11 protein-coding genes, 8 tRNA genes and 1 rRNA gene are annotated in these 16,581 nt (G+C 43.5%); 2 read left to right on the forward strand and 18 right to left on the reverse strand.

All coding sequences use genetic code 11. From position 1 onward, the window contains the following. Positions 1-62 precede the first annotated feature (62 nt). Together V5M37_RS19020 and V5M37_RS19025 are read left to right on the forward strand one after the other, a co-directional pair. Complete coding sequence (locus V5M37_RS19020; RefSeq protein WP_423798721.1) at positions 63-545, forward strand: HIT family protein; 483 nt, start codon at positions 63-65, stop codon at positions 543-545. A 62-nt stretch (positions 546-607) separates the two neighbouring features. After that, a complete protein-coding gene (locus V5M37_RS19025) occupies positions 608-820 on the forward strand; it encodes a cysteine-rich CWC family protein (RefSeq protein ID WP_423798722.1) in 213 nt (70 codons plus the stop codon). A 39-nt stretch (positions 821-859) separates the two neighbouring features. Here V5M37_RS19025 and dacB read toward each other — a convergent pair whose 3' ends face one another. The 18 genes from dacB to V5M37_RS19115 all read right to left on the reverse strand — a co-directional run bounded on the left by dacB (position 860) and on the right by V5M37_RS19115 (position 16,376). Beyond that, positions 860-2,326: a D-alanyl-D-alanine carboxypeptidase/D-alanyl-D-alanine endopeptidase gene (dacB, locus tag V5M37_RS19030; protein WP_423798723.1), complete on the reverse strand. Its 1,467-nt coding sequence runs from the start codon at positions 2,324-2,326 to the stop codon at positions 860-862. Between the two features lie 84 nt (positions 2,327-2,410). Beyond that, positions 2,411-3,679, reverse strand: a complete 1,269-nt coding sequence (locus V5M37_RS19035) for a LysM peptidoglycan-binding domain-containing protein (protein ID WP_423798724.1) — start codon at positions 3,677-3,679, stop codon at positions 2,411-2,413. 145 nt (positions 3,680-3,824) lie between these two features. Continuing rightward, a complete protein-coding gene (locus V5M37_RS19040; protein ID WP_423798725.1) occupies positions 3,825-6,410 on the reverse strand; it encodes a DEAD/DEAH box helicase in 2,586 nt (861 codons plus the stop codon). Between the two features lie 203 nt (positions 6,411-6,613). Then, positions 6,614-6,697: a putative holin-like toxin gene (locus V5M37_RS19045; protein WP_423802648.1), complete on the reverse strand. Its 84-nt coding sequence runs from the start codon at positions 6,695-6,697 to the stop codon at positions 6,614-6,616. Between the two features lie 106 nt (positions 6,698-6,803). Continuing rightward, positions 6,804-6,995, reverse strand: coding sequence for a YbxH family protein (locus V5M37_RS19050; RefSeq protein WP_423798726.1), 192 nt, complete (start codon positions 6,993-6,995; stop codon positions 6,804-6,806). Positions 6,996-7,301: 306 nt separating this feature from the next. Further along, on the reverse strand, positions 7,302-9,971 hold the full coding sequence (ppdK, locus tag V5M37_RS19055) for a pyruvate, phosphate dikinase (protein WP_423798727.1): 2,670 nt from the start codon (positions 9,969-9,971) through the stop codon (positions 7,302-7,304). 3 nt (positions 9,972-9,974) lie between these two features. Further along, on the reverse strand, positions 9,975-10,790 hold the full coding sequence (locus V5M37_RS19060) for a pyruvate, water dikinase regulatory protein (protein ID WP_423798728.1): 816 nt from the start codon (positions 10,788-10,790) through the stop codon (positions 9,975-9,977). A gap of 22 nt (positions 10,791-10,812) precedes the next feature. Then, positions 10,813-11,448 (reverse strand): helix-turn-helix transcriptional regulator, encoded by a 636-nt coding sequence (locus tag V5M37_RS19065; protein ID WP_423798729.1) that lies wholly within the window; start codon positions 11,446-11,448, stop codon positions 10,813-10,815. 166 nt (positions 11,449-11,614) lie between these two features. Beyond that, positions 11,615-12,424 carry a bifunctional DNA-formamidopyrimidine glycosylase/DNA-(apurinic or apyrimidinic site) lyase gene (mutM, locus tag V5M37_RS19070; RefSeq protein WP_423798730.1) on the reverse strand — a complete coding sequence of 270 codons (810 nt, stop codon included), beginning with the start codon at positions 12,422-12,424 and terminating at the stop codon, positions 11,615-11,617. A 107-nt stretch (positions 12,425-12,531) separates the two neighbouring features. Beyond that, positions 12,532-12,605: transfer RNA gene (locus tag V5M37_RS19075), tRNA-Ile, on the reverse strand. Between the two features lie 15 nt (positions 12,606-12,620). Next, a tRNA-Trp gene (locus V5M37_RS19080) sits at positions 12,621-12,691 on the reverse strand. Positions 12,692-12,696: 5 nt separating this feature from the next. Continuing rightward, a tRNA-Tyr gene (locus V5M37_RS19085) sits at positions 12,697-12,781 on the reverse strand. A 24-nt stretch (positions 12,782-12,805) separates the two neighbouring features. After that, positions 12,806-12,879 (reverse strand) — tRNA-Met (locus V5M37_RS19090). Between the two features lie 18 nt (positions 12,880-12,897). Continuing rightward, positions 12,898-12,973, reverse strand: a tRNA-Ala gene (locus V5M37_RS19095). A 100-nt stretch (positions 12,974-13,073) separates the two neighbouring features. Then, positions 13,074-13,162, reverse strand: a tRNA-Leu gene (locus tag V5M37_RS19100). A gap of 5 nt (positions 13,163-13,167) precedes the next feature. Continuing rightward, positions 13,168-13,242 (reverse strand) — tRNA-Gly (locus V5M37_RS19105). Positions 13,243-13,258: 16 nt separating this feature from the next. Beyond that, a tRNA-Leu gene (locus tag V5M37_RS19110) sits at positions 13,259-13,342 on the reverse strand. Positions 13,343-13,441: 99 nt separating this feature from the next. Next, positions 13,442-16,376 (reverse strand): 23S ribosomal RNA (locus V5M37_RS19115). Positions 16,377-16,581 lie beyond the last annotated feature (205 nt).

Genomic DNA, 16,581 nt, shown 5'->3' on the forward strand with positions numbered 1-16,581 from the left:
TCTATTCTTTTATCCATGTTTAGTGTAATATTGGTTGGATACTACTTTTCTAAGGAGCCGATATGCGAACAATTACTCTTTCAAATGGTCAAACAGTAGAAGTAGAATGCTTAAGCTGTGCCTTAACGAGCGGGCTGATTCATCCGGATGGCGGGGTCATTATTGAAACCGAACATTTTCATGCCCATCAGGATGTCGCCTATCCTATTGAAGGCTTAGTTATCTTGGCATCGAAGAGACATATTAAATGCTTTGATGAACTGACAGATGCAGAAAAACTCGATTATATTAATCTACTAACAAAAATCAGAAAAGCCCAAAGAGATAAGCTTGGTATTGAGTATGTTTATTACTTTTACAACGAGGACACTACCCACCATTTTCATACCTGGCTTGTACCCCGCTATGAATGGATGTATGAGTTTGGCCGTTCCGTTGAGTCTGTGAGACCGGTGCTGCTTCATGCCCGGAACAATATGAATGACGTAGAAAACAGGCGAAAGGTATTAACGGCGATTGAAGCATTAAAAAAAGAATTAAAATAACATTTTCATAAACCAAAATGATATAAATTAAATAAAAGACATATAGGGAGGAGAGTTTAAAATTGGCTAATAAATATTGCCCAATTTGCGGTGAAGCTAACGGATGTATGTCGGGTGCGGGAGAACATGGCAATTGCTGGTGTGATGCCGAGGTATTTCCCAACGAAATTCTTGAATTAGTTCCTGCCGAAAGTATAAGAAAAGATTGCATCTGCAAAAAGTGTTTAGATAAATTTCGGGAAGAGCATTTAAGTAAAACTACGAATAAGAAGTGATATAAAAAGGCAGTGAATCCCAAGTTCACTGCCTGTTCATTACTGATTCGCCAATATTTTAACAAACTCATCTTCCAGCTTCTTCCCTTTATCTTCATCCATCAGGTTGTTTAAAATGATTGAAAAAACTAATATTTGACCGTTTTTTGTTGTTACATAGCCGGATAAAGAACTGACAGTGGAAAGAGTCCCAGTCTTTGCTTTTACCCTTCCTTGAACATCTGCGGTTTTCATCCGATAGCGAAGCGACCCGCCAGCCATTTTTTCAGGAACACCACTTACCGGTAATGAATTTAGATAAGAAGAGAACCACGTTTCCTTTTGGACGGTAAATAGCAGTTTGGAAATTTCGTTTGCTGGAATTAAATCAACATGAGAGACGCCTGAACCGTCACGGATGACCATCGTTTTCGGATTTAACCCGAACTTCACCATTTCCGACTCCAAAACCTCAAGCCCCTTTTCCCAAGAGCCTTCCCCGAGAACAACCTTTCCCATTTCCTTTACCAACACCTCAGCATGAACATTGTTGCTGAGTTTCATAAAGGGAACAAGCAGTTCTGACAATGGAATTGATTTGTGGGTAATAATTAGTGAAGCGTTGTCAGGTACTTTACCTGTCTTGATACTCCCGGAAACCTTAATACCTTGCTCTGCTAATGATTGTTTAAGAAGCATCAATGAGTATTTTGTAGGTTCCCATACCCCCACCCACTCTTTGACTACTTTTGATTTTATCGGAATTGCGCCTTCAATGGTAATCGAATTTTTTGCATGTTTCCGTTTGATCGAAATCTCCTTTTTTCCTTTTTCCCCTACAGTAAAAGCTTTGTTTACTATTTTTACATAGTTTGTTTCTGGGATAACTTTTATATTCGGCTTTTCCCCTTCTTTAGAACCTGGGGTCACCATAATTTCTACTGACCCTGAATCGTAATCTGTAGTTGGCGAAGCTGTCAGTGCTGAAATCTGTGCCCCGTAATAAGTCGTTTCATCACTCCATGGCAGGTCAAGGGGGTACCGGACATCATCGAAGTGGGAATCATCAGCTATCAGGTTCCCTTTTATCTTTGTAATGCCATGCTTCCGTATTTCTTTAGCCAGGTTGTCAAAATCCTCTTTCATCAAAGTGGGGTCACCTTTTCCCTTTATATAAAGGTTCCCTGCAAGTATTTTCTTTTTTACGGGACCATCGATATGTATTTCGGTCGGAAAGGTATAGTCCTTCCCTAAAACTTTCAGTGCAGCAGCGGCTGTTAACAGCTTCATATTGGAGGCAGGGCGGAGCCGCACATCTCCATTATATTCATAAATCATCTTCCCATCTGCTGCTGACCGGATACTAATTCCGGCAATTGCCCCTTGCATCGTAAGGGAATTGCTCATTAGCTCCTTAATCTGACTTTCTATTACTACAGACTTACTTTCCGCAATAACCCTATCTTGATCTATGTAAGTAATAGTGGAAAATAAAATCACGAAGGAAAAAAGATTTCTTATGAACAATAAATTTCCATCCTTTCTTTTTTCCTTAGAGTTTGTCCAAAACCTCTTAAAAATAAATGTACATAGGCAAACTGGACAAGACGATTAAGTTTTAATAACAGCTATATGGTCCCTTATATAAGCCCAATTTTGTGGAAATGGAAGGGTGACTTGCCAAAATGTTGTTCCAGCTAATTGATAAATATCAAGCAATCGATACTTTTCAATCAAGCTCCTGATATCTTCAAACCAGACAATCCGTTCTTCCAAACCACTCCAATAGCGGTACCAGGGCGATTTGGCAGAAAGGTCAATTTGAATAGGGGTACCAGTTGAGATTGACTGATTTTGGGCGGTAAGAACTGACATAGCTTTTGTGGCATTCGTGCTGACTGCTTTATCATAACCATACAAGGCAATAGCCATTTGCAGTTTTCGTGGAGGGATTTGGGTAATGGAATACTGAATGACCTGCTCCATCCATGTTATTGGGGCAATGGGAGCAGGCGGGCCGCCCGGATATCCGTAATCAATTGTCATAACCGCAACCATATCGGCCACCTGTCCGATTGCCGCATAGTCATAGGCCCCAATAATTCGATTAGTTGGGATATCCACTGTTTTTGCATGAACATTCACGTGGAGAAAAAGGTCCCCTAAACCCCTTTTTAATTCTGTTAAAAAAGAAATAAAATCCCTCCTTCTCGCCGGAGGAATAAATTCAAAATCAATACTCACTCCTTCAAATCCCCGCTGCTTAACAAGGTTGAGAATGCTAGCTACTAAATTCCGCCGAAATACGATGTTTTCAAGGACCCTGCCTGCTAAATCCGGACTAAAGCCGGTAAGTGTAAAATTTCGGATCATTAATAGCGGTTTTATTTTTAATTGTTTACATCTTGCGACAAGTGCTGCATCCTCTATTTCCCTATAGGCAAATCCTTCGTCAGTAAAAGAATATGCTACAACAGCAAGATAGCTTAGCTGACCGGCAATCGAATTCAAGGTAATTATATTAGCGCTTTCAGAAGATGGCAAAATAAATCCGAGGGCAGCCATTTGTAATTTAAGTGGAGATGGAATATTAACGATTTGACCAATATGAAGTTGATTTGGTTGAATACCTGGGTTTGCAGCTAAAATAGAGGCCGGAACCGTATGAAATTGAAAAGCCAAATTCCCAATTTGGTCACCCGCTTTAATTCGATAGAATCTAATATGAGAAAGGTTATCTGGAAGGTAGAGGGCAAGACCTGGAACAACGACAGATGCGGCTACTAGCCCATTAAGATTGAGAATGGATTCAATTGGAACACTATACTTGTTTGAAATAGCCCATAAATCTTCTCCGGTTTGAACCACATGAACAGTCATAAATCCCCCTCCTTTCTAACATCATATGGGCAATTTAGCTTAAAATACTAATATCGGCAAAATAAACGCCCTATTTTTACTGCTAACATCCTTGCCTCTTATTTTCGGGCAAAATAAAAAAGGCCCCAAACCAGGCCTTTTAAAATTAAAACTCATCCTCATCATGCCAATATTTTTTAAACCGAGCACGGTAACAGGCATCACAGGTTGGAAATGGATGGTCCCAGGCAAGCTTTTTGCCGCAGTTCTTGCACTTTTTCACAAATTTCTTGATGTCGGTTTTCAACCTTTCCTGGACCTTGTCACTGATTTCCTCACGCAGACGTTCCCAATAGCTTGCTTCGGTCCGCTCACCCAACCGGTATAAAAATAATAAATGGAGACCGATTGCTTTATAGCTTAATTCCAGTTCCTCTAGACTGCCTTCCTTTACAATTGGTTCCGGAAGCTCCCTCCCCTGAACAATTGCATACATTGTATCTTCCCACTGCTTCACAAGCGCTTGTTCATTTTTGGAAAACGGCAGATGCAAAAAGCCGTACAAGTCTGTCAGTGTCAATCGCGCTTCGATTTCACTCCCGACGATTTTTCTGTATAGTGACCTTTCCTCTGACAAGGAAGCCTTCTTCGTCCCTTTTGGGCTTTCAAATTTTTCCCACAGTACAAAGAATGTTTCCAAATCATGATAATAGCGTTGGAAACGTTCAAAAACGGATGACGTGGGAGCGATAGCAAACGTCTGGACTGGACGATCCTCCTGCAAGAGTAAATTCTTCATTTTTTTAATATCATTAGTAAAGGCCACCTTACCGACATCATAAATCCCCTTCCGTCCGGCACGGCCAGCTATTTGCTTCACTTCCTGAGAATTTAAAAGCCGCCTTCTCGTTCCATCAAATTTTTCATTTTCGAGAAAAACAATCCGGCGAATCGGCAGGTTCAAGCCCATCCCGATGGCATCCGTCGCGACAATCACCTTTGTTTTTCCTTCATTAAAAAGGTGAATTTGTTTTTTCCTTGTTTCCGGGGGCATGCTGCCATATATCATGCTGACCGAATGGCCGTCATTTTGCAGCCGAGATGCCATTTCCAATACCCGTCTTCTTGAAAAACAAATAAGAGCGTCCCCTTTTTTAATATGTTTAATATGAAATTCCTTCGATTCCACCTCAAGAGGGGTATCTCGGCTATATTCATTAATCGTGATATCGGAATCACCTAAAAGCTCAAGCAGCATTTCCTTCGAATTGCGGCTGCCAATGATATGGACTTCCTCTGCATTTGCTTTGGTGATGGCCTTATACCAAGAAAAGCCGCGGTCCTTATCGGTTATCATCTGAGCCTCATCAATCACGACGACTTCGTAATATTCCTTTTCATGAAACATTTCAACCGTACAGGAAATATGGCCAGCACCAAGGACAACCTTCTCTTCTTCTCCTGTTTTCAGGTTACACGGTGTGCCTTCAGCATTCAATTTATCAAATACCTCAAGTGCCAGAAGTCTTAGTGGAGCTAAATAGAGGCCACTCTCGGCCTGTTTCATCCGCTCTAAGGCATGATGTGTTTTCCCTGTGTTTGTTTCGCCAATATGCAGGACATAGCGGATGTGACGTAAGTGAAGGGAAGGGTCATATTCCGTACCGAAAATATCCCTCATGATCCGTTCTTCCTCGGCCCTTTTCCTGTCCAGCTCTGCCAGCTCTTCTGCCCGTTTTCTTTCTCTTTCCTCTAAATCTTGATCAAGCAGCTTCCGGTGAACTTCCTCATCAAATGGGATATCGACAAGCTTCAATAAGACGGCAACGTATTCTTCTTGGATGTCCTCTAAATAATAACCAATTACATCATAAATCACATTAATCATACATTCTTTAACAAATGCTGCCGTGAGCGGCTTAATAAAAGTCTCATGATACCTATCTTTCAAATCCGCAGGCAATGCCTGTAATACTTTATTAGGCAGTAATTCTGAAAGATAATCCGAAATCAAGCTTTCATATACATAGTAGTAGGTCTCATATTCAAAATAGCTTCGCCCCCACTCGTGAGGAGGTTTATGGATATCACCGGTCAATTCCTCGAAAAAATCAGCAACCGTTTGATATGAAAACGAATTAAACGAACCTTCTGAGACTAATTTCTCCTCCAAAGCTACACGATCTATAGACTGAAATTTTGTACTCGATTCAAAATCGGCTGCCAATTGCTTTGCTGTGAATTGGCGTACATATAAGTAAAAACGAGTATATTGTTCTTCGATGATGGCAGCCGCTTCGTCTTCTATTGCTTCACGAAATTCTGCTTTTTCTTCTTCAAGCAGCTTTTCTTGCTCCCTAATAAGGAAGTTTTCTTTTGCCTGCTCAAAGCGTGTTTGCCAATCTTCCTCATGTCCTTTAAAGTTTTCAATAACCCAGGTAAGCGTATCGAAAGGCTGATACAACCTCATTTCATCACGAAACAGCTTGTTTATCAGCTTTCGGTCAACCCCCTGGACCTCATAATCTTTTTCACTCAAAAATTGCTTCTTTTCATTTTTCGAGACATCGTTCGTTACTTTGTTTAGCCACACATTGATCCAAATTTGTCCAATGTACTGGCCTCTGTCTGCCAAGTATTGTTCAAAAGAAGGCAGCGTTTCACTGTATTCAAAATAACGTTCCATATCCTGCAATACTTTTTGTTTCGTATGTTCTATTGCTTGAGGGTAAATAGCTTCGAGCTTGCTCATATAAATCCCTTCTTTAATATAGATATTTTCTTTCTTTTTGCAAAAATGTTATGTATAATGTTCAGTAAGAAGTGCATATAGTAAAAAAGACCGAGCATGACGACAGGTACTCGCTCGGCCATGCAATAGCTGGTTCCCATCAAGGGGATTCGGCAAAAGAAGGGCAAAAATCCACCGCTTATGCTTGCCGGCTCAAGGGTGGATTATTTTTTTTGGTGAAAAGACAGAATGGCGATAATCAGGCTGGCAAACGAGACAGCTAACATCAAGGCCTGAAATACTGTCAAACAGCATCACCCCCTTTCATTCGGAGATGTGCCGCCCACCCTTGAGAAGTCCTATTCTATTGCAATTTAGATTATACCATTAAAAACCAAAACGAACAAGCGTTCCCTAAATATTATGTAACTCGCAATACTTGTCCACTAAATCCTCAATTTGGTCCAATTCCGGAAACTTCCCGGCAAACTGAAATTGGATTTCCTCAATAAACTCCTCCCTATTGTAGACGTGAATCGCCCCATTTTGCTGGATTACACTATATTCCGGTACAAACCTAAAGCCGCTGCGTTCAATTGCCCCCATTTTTATGGCCCCTTTAAAGTTTTTTCCATAGTATTTGCAAAAAATATATCGCTAAACCCTTATAAAAACCAAGTTTCGTTTAAAAAGATTATATTCTTAGGATGAATTTTTAGGTTTAAAGGATTTTTGTCTAGGTGCAAACCTGCTATCGGCGAATATTACATGTCTATCAGCGAATTTCAAGGTTCTATCAGCGAATTCTGGACTTCTATCAGCGAATTTAAGCGTTCTATCAGCGAATCAAAACAAAACAGGCAAGGGACAAAAAAGAACGGCACCATAAACAGTGCCGCCCTCACAATTAACTTATGCAGTTGTATAAACTTCCTCCCGATTTGCCTCATGGCGAATGGTGGCTTGTGCTGCAGCCAAACGAGCTAGCGGCACCCGGTATGGCGAGCAGCTGACATAATCCAAACCAGTCCGGTAACAGAAATCAATTGAGCTTTTCTCTCCGCCATGTTCCCCACAAATGCCTGTTTTTAAAGAAGGTTTTGTTGCACGGCCAAGCTTAACGCCGGTTTCCACAAGCTTACCGACACCATCCTGGTCAAGAACAGCAAACGGATTCTCTGGCAGTACCTTGTTTTCAATATATGCCTGTAGGAATTTCCCTTCTGCATCATCACGGCTGTAGCCGAATGTTGTTTGCGTTAAATCATTGGTTCCGAAGGAGAAGAAATCTGCCTCCTCGGCGATTTGGTCTGCAGTAAGCGCAGCACGCGGAATCTCAATCATCGTACCAATCGTGTAGTTAATGACCTTGCCCGTTTCTTCCTGGACACGTACAGCCGCATCGACAACCAACTGGCGCATTTGCTTCAATTCATTGACGTGGCCAACAAGTGGAATCATGATTTCAGGCTGGACTACCAAGCCCTTTTCCGCTACTCTAGCAGCAGCGTAAAAAATCGCCTTTGCCTGCATATCATAAATTTCCGGATGTATCATGCCAAGACGGCAGCCGCGGTGGCCCAACATTGGATTGAACTCATCCAACTGGCGAACCTTTTTCAGCAGCAGTTCTTTTTGCTTTAACTCTTCAGAATCCGGATTGAGAATTTGCAGCTTTGTTACTTCTACTAAAAGTTCTTCTTTATTTGGTAAGAATTCATGAAGCGGTGGATCCAATAAACGAATCGTTACAGGAAGACCTTGCATTGCTTCGAAAATTCCCTCAAAGTCACCTTGCTGCATCGGTAAAAGTTCTTCAAGTGCTTCCATTCTCTCACTATAAGTTTCTGCTAAAATCATTTTTTGAACGATTGGAATCCTCTTTAAATCCATAAACATATGCTCTGTCCGGCACAATCCAATTCCGCCGGCACCGAATTCAAATGATTTCTTAGCATCCTCTGGATTATCGGCATTGGCACGGACACCTATTTTACGTTCTTGGTCTGCCCAAGCAAGAAGCTGCTGGAATTCTTCAGATAATTCAGGATCGATCATTGGGATTTCACCAAGCATAATTTCACCTGTTGAACCATCAACCGTGATAATATCACCATGTTTAACAACCGTGTCACCTACACTGAATTGTTTTGCTTTCATGTCAATCTTTAAGGCTTCACAGCCGCAAATACAAGCTTTCCCCATACCGCGGGCAACCACGGCAGCGTGGCTTGTCATTCCACCGCGGCTAGTTAAAATAGCTTGTGCTGCAACCATACCATGGATATCATCTGGCGTCGTTTCAGGAGAAACAAGGATAACCTTTTTACCTTCATTTCCTAATTGTTCCGCTTCATCGGCATCAAAAACAACCCGTCCGGTTGCAGCGCCTGGTGATGCCGGCAAACCTTTAGCTAATATTCTTCTTTCAGCTTTGTCATCGATTCGGCGGTGCAGCAGTTGGTTTAATTGGTCAGGATCAACACGAAGCAGCGCTGTCTTTTTATCGATAATTCCTTCCTCCACCATCTCAACCGCTATGCGGATAGCTGCTTGGGCGGTACGTTTTCCGTTCCGTGTTTGAAGGATGAACAGTTTCCCGCGTTCCACTGTGAATTCAATATCCTGCATTTCCTTGTAATGCTGTTCAAGGCGTTGGCATGTTTCTGAAAACTGTTTGTAAACGCCAGGCATTTCATCCTTAAGGGTGGCAATTGGCTGTGGGGTACGGATACCGGCAACAACATCTTCACCTTGAGCGTTTATTAAATATTCCCCATAAAGCACATGCTCACCGGTAGAAGGATTTCTTGTAAAAGCAACACCTGTACCTGAGTCGTTCCCCATATTTCCAAACACCATGCTTTGGATATTAACGGCCGTTCCAAGGTGATCCGGGATTTTATTTAAGCGGCGGTAAACAATCGCCCGTTGATTATTCCAAGAATTGAATACCGCATTGATGGCAAGGAAAAGCTGCTCTTTCGGATTTTGCGGGAAGTCCTTACGCGTATGCTTTTTGACAATTTCCTTATAGCCAACAATGACTTCCTTCCAGTCTTCAGCAGTCATATCAGGGTCAGAGGTATACCCCTTGTGTTCGCGTGTCTCTTCTAAATATTGTTCAAAATAATACGTATCAATTTCAAGGACCACGTTGCTGAACATTTGAATGAAACGGCGATAAGAGTCGTAAGCAAATCGTGGATTATTCGTTAATGCTGCCAAACCCACAACAGTTTCGTCATTCATCCCCAGATTTAAAATGGTATCCATCATCCCAGGCATAGAAAAAACTGAACCGGATCGAACAGAAACAAGTAAAGGATTCTGCGGGTCACCGAGTTTTTTATCCATTTTTTCTTCCAAAAGTCTTAACGCCTCTAATGTCTGTGATTCTACTAAAGCTGGAATGGTTTTATCAGATTCATAGTAAGCATTACAAGCTTGCGTTGTAATGGTAAAACCATAAGGAACCGGCAGGCCGATTCTTGTCATTTCTGCTAGATTCGCTCCCTTTCCCCCAAGTAAATCCCGCATGTTGCCATGGCCTTCATGAAATAAATAAACGAATTTTCCCATGTTTTAAAAGCTCCTCTCTTTTTTCAAAACGTCTAAAATTAATCCTGCAGTTTCTTCAATCGCTTTATTCGAAACATTTATGATTGGACAGCCTACGCGTTTCATAATTTTTTCGGCATAATCTAGTTCGTCGAGAATTCTCTGGAAGCTTGCATAATTCGCCTTTGAGCCCAGCCCAAGTGCTTTTAGGCGCTCAGTGCGAATTTCGTTTAATTTATCTGGTGAAATAATTAAACCGATACAATTTTTTCTCGGTATTTTAAAAAGTTCATCTGGCGGAGGCACTTCTGGAACTAACGGTACATTGGCCACTTTAAAACGCTTATGGGCAAGGTACATGGACAGCGGCGTTTTTGAAGTCCGGGATACACCGATTAAAACAATATCGGCCTTCATAATGCCTCTTGGGTCCCGCCCATCATCATATTTCACGGCAAATTCAATCGCCTCGATTTTGCGGAAATATTCTTCGTCTAATTTTCTCATTAGGCCAGGCTGGCGGTGGGGCTGTTTATTAAACCTTGTTGCAAATGCATTCATTAATGGGTTGAGGAGGTCCACTGCCATTATCCCCTCTTCCATGGCACGCTTATCTAAATAATCTTTTAATTCCGGAATAACGATTGTATAGGCAATGATTGAATGGTCCTTTCTTGCCAAAATAATCACATCTTCAATGTCTTCAATGTCGTCTACATATGAGTTTCGGCGAATTTCTACCTGTCCACCATTAAACTGTGTTGCCACCGCTTTTACAACGAGCTCAGCTGTTTCACCAACCGAGTCAGATACTACGTAGACAACTTCCTTTTGTACCAAAATCGCAGCAACTCCCCTTAATCTATTTTTCTTCCATAAATTCTAAATAGGCCTTTGTTATTGTCGTTTTGGTAATTCTCCCTAACAACAAATATGTATTATTTTTATGATTGACTTCCTTTACTACCGGTAAGGAGTCAATATGAAAATTAATCATTTTTTTGGCCGCTTCGAGCAAGGTTTCCTCTGAATTAATCGTGATAATATTAGGCATTCTTGTCATAATGACACTTACGGGCAATTCCTGCAGATTTTTGTTCCCAAGTGCAGCCCTGAGCAAATCCTTTCGGGAAATCACTCCTGCCAAATTTCCTTCTGTATCCACCGCATAAAGTGTTCCAACATCCTCGAGGAATAACTGGACAATCGCATTATAAACAGAAGTTGATTTTTCAACCACGATTGGATGTGCCTTAAAATCAGATACCTTTTGATGAATAAACTTCTTCGCCTGCCGTTTTACTTCTAATTTGTCATTAAAAAAATAGCCTACACGCGGTCTGGCATCCAGACTGCCAGACATGGTCAAGATTGCAAGGTCCGGTCTTAATGCCGCTCTAGTAACAGAAAGCTTCTCTGCAATTTCTTTACCGGTTATCGGGCCATTTTCCTTTACAATCTGCAGAATTTCATCCTGACGCTTGGTGAGTTTAATCATTAGCACCACCTTATTCACAATAAATATGTTATATATATTTAAATGTGCTATACTTATTTGTATATAGTATAGTACATTTAAACAAATTCGGAAACAATAATTTTGACAAATTGGCTAATTTTTTCATTTAATAAAAAAACCCGCCGGAAATCGGCAGGATACAGTACTACTTTTGACAATCTGGACAATAAAAAGTTTTTCGGGAAGAGATTGTTTCCATTTTGATTGTTGCCCCGCAACGTCGGCATTTCTCTCCCTCGCGATCGTATACTTGGCATAGTGGATTAAAACCGCCCGTTTTTTTATCACCCTTGAAAATCGGATTTTCCATGTAACCTCCATTCTGAATGGCCACCTGGAGAATTTTTTTCATCGATTGAAACAATTGTGAACGGCTAGGTGGATTAATGTCATCAATGTCTTTGGTTGGTAAAATTTCTGCATCAAAGCAGATTTCAGCAGAATAGCAATTGCCAATTCCTGCAATAAACTCCTGATCCAAAAGTGTCGTCTTCAAACGGCCATGCTTGCTGCCAATTCGTTTAATAAATTCATCTAGTGTAAAACTGCTGTTCAGTGGTTCCGGCCCTAGATGGGAAAGTTTTTCTTCTGCTTCCTGATGGGAATATAAATGAAGATATCCCAGACGCAGACCAATAAAGTATAAATGTTCATTTCCGAAAGAAAGCTGAACCTGTATCGTTCGTTTAGGTTTATCTGCTTCCTGTCCATAAAACATCCATCCCCCGAGCATTAGATGCAATAACAGAACCTGCCCATTTTGGAGTTGAAAAAGAAGGTGTTTCCCCCTTCGATTGATGGTGGTTATTTTTTGATTAAGTACGGATCTTTTAAAAAGTTCGGGATTCACATTTATTGATTTTTCACGGTTAACTTGGACATCGGTAATAGTTTTACCTGCAATCATTTGGCTTAAAAGAATCTTATAGTTTTCCATTTCCGGCAGTTCAGGCATAATGTCTTCCTCCAAAACTCTTTTCCTTTATGCTATCCAAAACGGGTAAAATCAAATAAAAAAACCGAATCATATCGACTCGGTTTTAAACAGTTACTCTATTGAAGTGGGCCTAAATGGACTTGAACCATCGACCTCACGCTTATCAGGCGTGCGCTCTAACCAGCTGAGCTATAGGCCCATGATGTAATTGAAACAGGGGCAGTAGGAATCGAACCCACACTGAAGGTTTTGGAGACCTTAGTTCTACCTTTAAACTATGCCCCTATAAATGGTGGAGGGGGACGGATTCGAACCGCCGAACCCTGAGGGAGCGGATTTACAGTCCGCCGCGTTTAGCCACTTCGCTACCCCTCCATTATATAATTGCAAAAAAAATAATAGCGGCGGAGGGGATCGAACCCCCGACCTTACGGGTATGAACCGTACGCTCTAGCCAGCTGAGCTACACCGCCAAAAGTATAATATAAAAATGGTGGAGCCTAGCGGGATCGAACCGCTGACCTCCTGCGTGCAAAGCAGGCGCTCTCCCAGCTGAGCTAAGGCCCCATACATATAATAATCAGGAAAACAGAATCTGAAGTGATCGACCCTTCGTCCCGAACGTAGTACTCAATCAAGCTAAAGCTATTTCCCGTTAGAGAAATAATGGTGCCGAGGACCGGAATCGAACCGGTACGGTAGTCACCTACCGCAGGATTTTAAGTCCTGTGCGTCTGCCAGTTCCGCCACCCCGGCACGTTTGGAGCGGAAGACGGGATTCGAACCCGCGACCCCCACCTTGGCAAGGTGGTGTTCTACCACTGAACTACTTCCGCATTTTGATCTCTTTGATGCGGGTGAAGGGACTTGAACCCATACGGTATTACTACCACTAGAACCTGAATCTAGCGCGTCTGCCGATTCCGCCACACCCGCAATATATAATATTGCATATTGGGATTTCATTCCCTCAAAACTAGATAATACAGAAGAAGTTTAGTAAAAACGAGTTCGCCTTGTTACATTTTAAATGACTTGGTTAAGTCCTCGATCGATTAGTATCAGTCAGCTCCACACGTCACCGCGCTTCCACCTCTGACCTATCAACCTGATCATCTTTCAGGGATCTTACTAGCTTGACGCTATGGGAAATCTCATCTCGAGGGGGGCTTCATGCTTAGATGCTTTCAGCACTTATCCCGTCCGCACATAGCTACCCAGCGATGCCTTTGGCAAGACAACTGGTACACCAGCGGTGCGTCCATCCCGGTCCTCTCGTACTAAGGACAGCTCCTCTCAAATTTCCTGCGCCCACGACGGATAGGGACCGAACTGTCTCACGACGTTCTGAACCCAGCTCGCGTACCGCTTTAATGGGCGAACAGCCCAACCCTTGGGACCGACTACAGCCCCAGGATGCGATGAGCCGACATCGAGGTGCCAAACCTCCCCGTCGATGTGGACTCTTGGGGGAGATAAGCCTGTTATCCCCAGGGTAGCTTTTATCCGTTGAGCGATGGCCCTTCCATGCGGAACCACCGGATCACTAAGCCCGACTTTCGTCCCTGCTCGACTTGTAGGTCTCGCAGTCAAGCTCCCTTGTGCCTTTACACTCTGCGAATGATTTCCAACCATTCTGAGGGAACCTTTGGGCGCCTCCGTTACACTTTAGGAGGCGACCGCCCCAGTCAAACTGCCCACCTGACACTGTCTCCCACCCCGATGAGGGGTGCGGGTTAGAATTTCAATACAGCCAGGGTAGTATCCCACCGACGCCTCCACCGAAGCTGGCGCTCCGGTTTCTCAGGCTCCTACCTATCCTGTACAAGCTGTACCAAAATTCAATATCAGGCTACAGTAAAGCTCCATGGGGTCTTTCCGTCCTGTCGCGGGTAACCTGCATCTTCACAGGTACTATAATTTCACCGAGTCTCTCGTTGAGACAGTGCCCAGATCGTTACGCCTTTCGTGCGGGTCGGAACTTACCCGACAAGGAATTTCGCTACCTTAGGACCGTTATAGTTACGGCCGCCGTTTACTGGGGCTTCGATTCAGAGCTTCGCTTGCGCTAACCCCTCCTCTTAACCTTCCAGCACCGGGCAGGCGTCAGCCCCTATACTTCGCCTTGCGGCTTTGCAGAGACCTGTGTTTTTGCTAAACAGTCGCCTGGGCCTATTCACTGCGGCTCTTCGGGGCTATTCACCCCAAAAAGCACCCCTTCTCCCGAAGTTACGGGGTCATTTTGCCGAGTTCCTTAACGAGAGTTCTCTCGCTCACCTTAGGATTCTCTCCTCGCCTACCTGTGTCGGTTTGCGGTACGGGCACCTTTTATCTCGCTAGAGGCTTTTCTTGGCAGTGTGGAATCAGGAACTTCGGTACTATAATTCCCTCGGCATCACAGCTCAGCCTTATGGCAAGCGGATTTTCCTACTTGCCAGCCTAACTGCTTGCACGCACATATCCAGCAGTGCGCTTACCCTATCCTCCTGCGTCCCCCCATCACTCAAACGATAAAGAGGTGGTACAGGAATATCAACCTGTTGTCCATCGCCTACGCCTTTCGGCCTCGGCTTAGGTCCCGACTAACCCTGAGCGGACGAGCCTTCCTCAGGAAACCTTAGGCATACGGTGGATGAGATTCTCACTCATCTTTCGCTACTCATACCGGCATTCTCACTTCTAAGCGCTCCACCAGTCCTTACGGTCTAGCTTCAACGCCCTTAGAACGCTCTCCTACCGCGGACACCACAAGGTGTCCACCCACAGCTTCGGTGATACGTTTAGCCCCGGTACATTTTCGGCGCAGAGTCACTCGACCAGTGAGCTATTACGCACTCTTTAAATGGTGGCTGCTTCTAAGCCAACATCCTGGTTGTCTAAGCAACTCCACATCCTTTTCCACTTAACGTATACTTTGGGACCTTAGCTGGTGGTCTGGGCTGTTTCCCTTTTGACTACGGATCTTATCACTCGCAGTCTGACTCCCACGGATAAGTCATTGGCATTCGGAGTTTGTCTGAATTCGGTAACCCGATGAGGGCCCCTAGTCCAAACAGTGCTCTACCTCCAAGACTCTAACTACGTGAGGCTAGCCCTAAAGCTATTTCGGAGAGAACCAGCTATCTCCAAGTTCGATTGGAATTTCTCCGCTACCCACACCTCATCCCCGCACTTTTCAACGTGCGTGGGTTCGGGCCTCCATCCAGTGTTACCTGGACTTCACCCTGGACATGGGTAGATCACCTGGTTTCGGGTCTACGACTACATACTAATTCGCCCTATTCAGACTCGCTTTCGCTGCGGCTCCGTCTCTTCAACTTAACCTCGCATGCAATCGTAACTCGCCGGTTCATTCTACAAAAGGCACGCCATCACCCATGAACGGGCTCTGACTACTTGTAGGCACACGGTTTCAGGATCTCTTTCACTCCCCTTCCGGGGTGCTTTTCACCTTTCCCTCACGGTACTGGTTCACTATCGGTCACTAGGGAGTATTTAGCCTTGGGAGATGGTCCTCCCTGCTTCCGACCGGATTTCACGTGTCCGGCCGTACTCAGGATCCACTCAGGAGGGAACGAAGTTTCAACTACAGGGCTTTTACCTTCTATGGCCGGCCTTTCCAGACCGCTTCATCTACCCCGTTCCTTTGTAACTCCATGTTGAGTGTCCTACAACCCCGAAAGGCAAGCCTTTCGGTTTGGGCTGTTCCCGTTTCGCTCGCCGCTACTCAGGGAATCGCGTTTGCTTTCTCTTCCTCCGGGTACTTAGATGTTTCAGTTCCCCGGGTCTGCCTTCAATACCCTATGTATTCAGGTAAAGATACTGCTCCATTACGAACAGTGGGTTTCCCCATTCGGAAATCTCCGGATCGGCGCTTACTTACAGCTCCCCGAAGCATATCGGTGTTAGTCCCGTCCTTCATCGGCTCCTAGTGCCAAGGCATTCACCGTGCGCCCTTTCTAACTTAACCTAAAAGGTTTTACTTACTCTTAAAAATAAGAGAGAAAAACTAAAATGGCGATTACTCGGTTCTTACTTGGTTACTTCTTCTTTTACGATTATCTAGTTTTCAAAGAACGAATAAAAAAAGCTTTGAGAGAAATAATTCCCTCAAAACTAAACAAACAGAAAACAGTCAACATCTTATCAGTCCATAAGGACTGCATTATCCTTAG

The sequence above is a fragment of the Neobacillus sp. SAB-20_R2A genome (genome assembly GCF_049568635.1).
Classification (GTDB): domain Bacteria; phylum Bacillota; class Bacilli; order Bacillales; family Cytobacillaceae; genus Neobacillus; species Neobacillus citreus.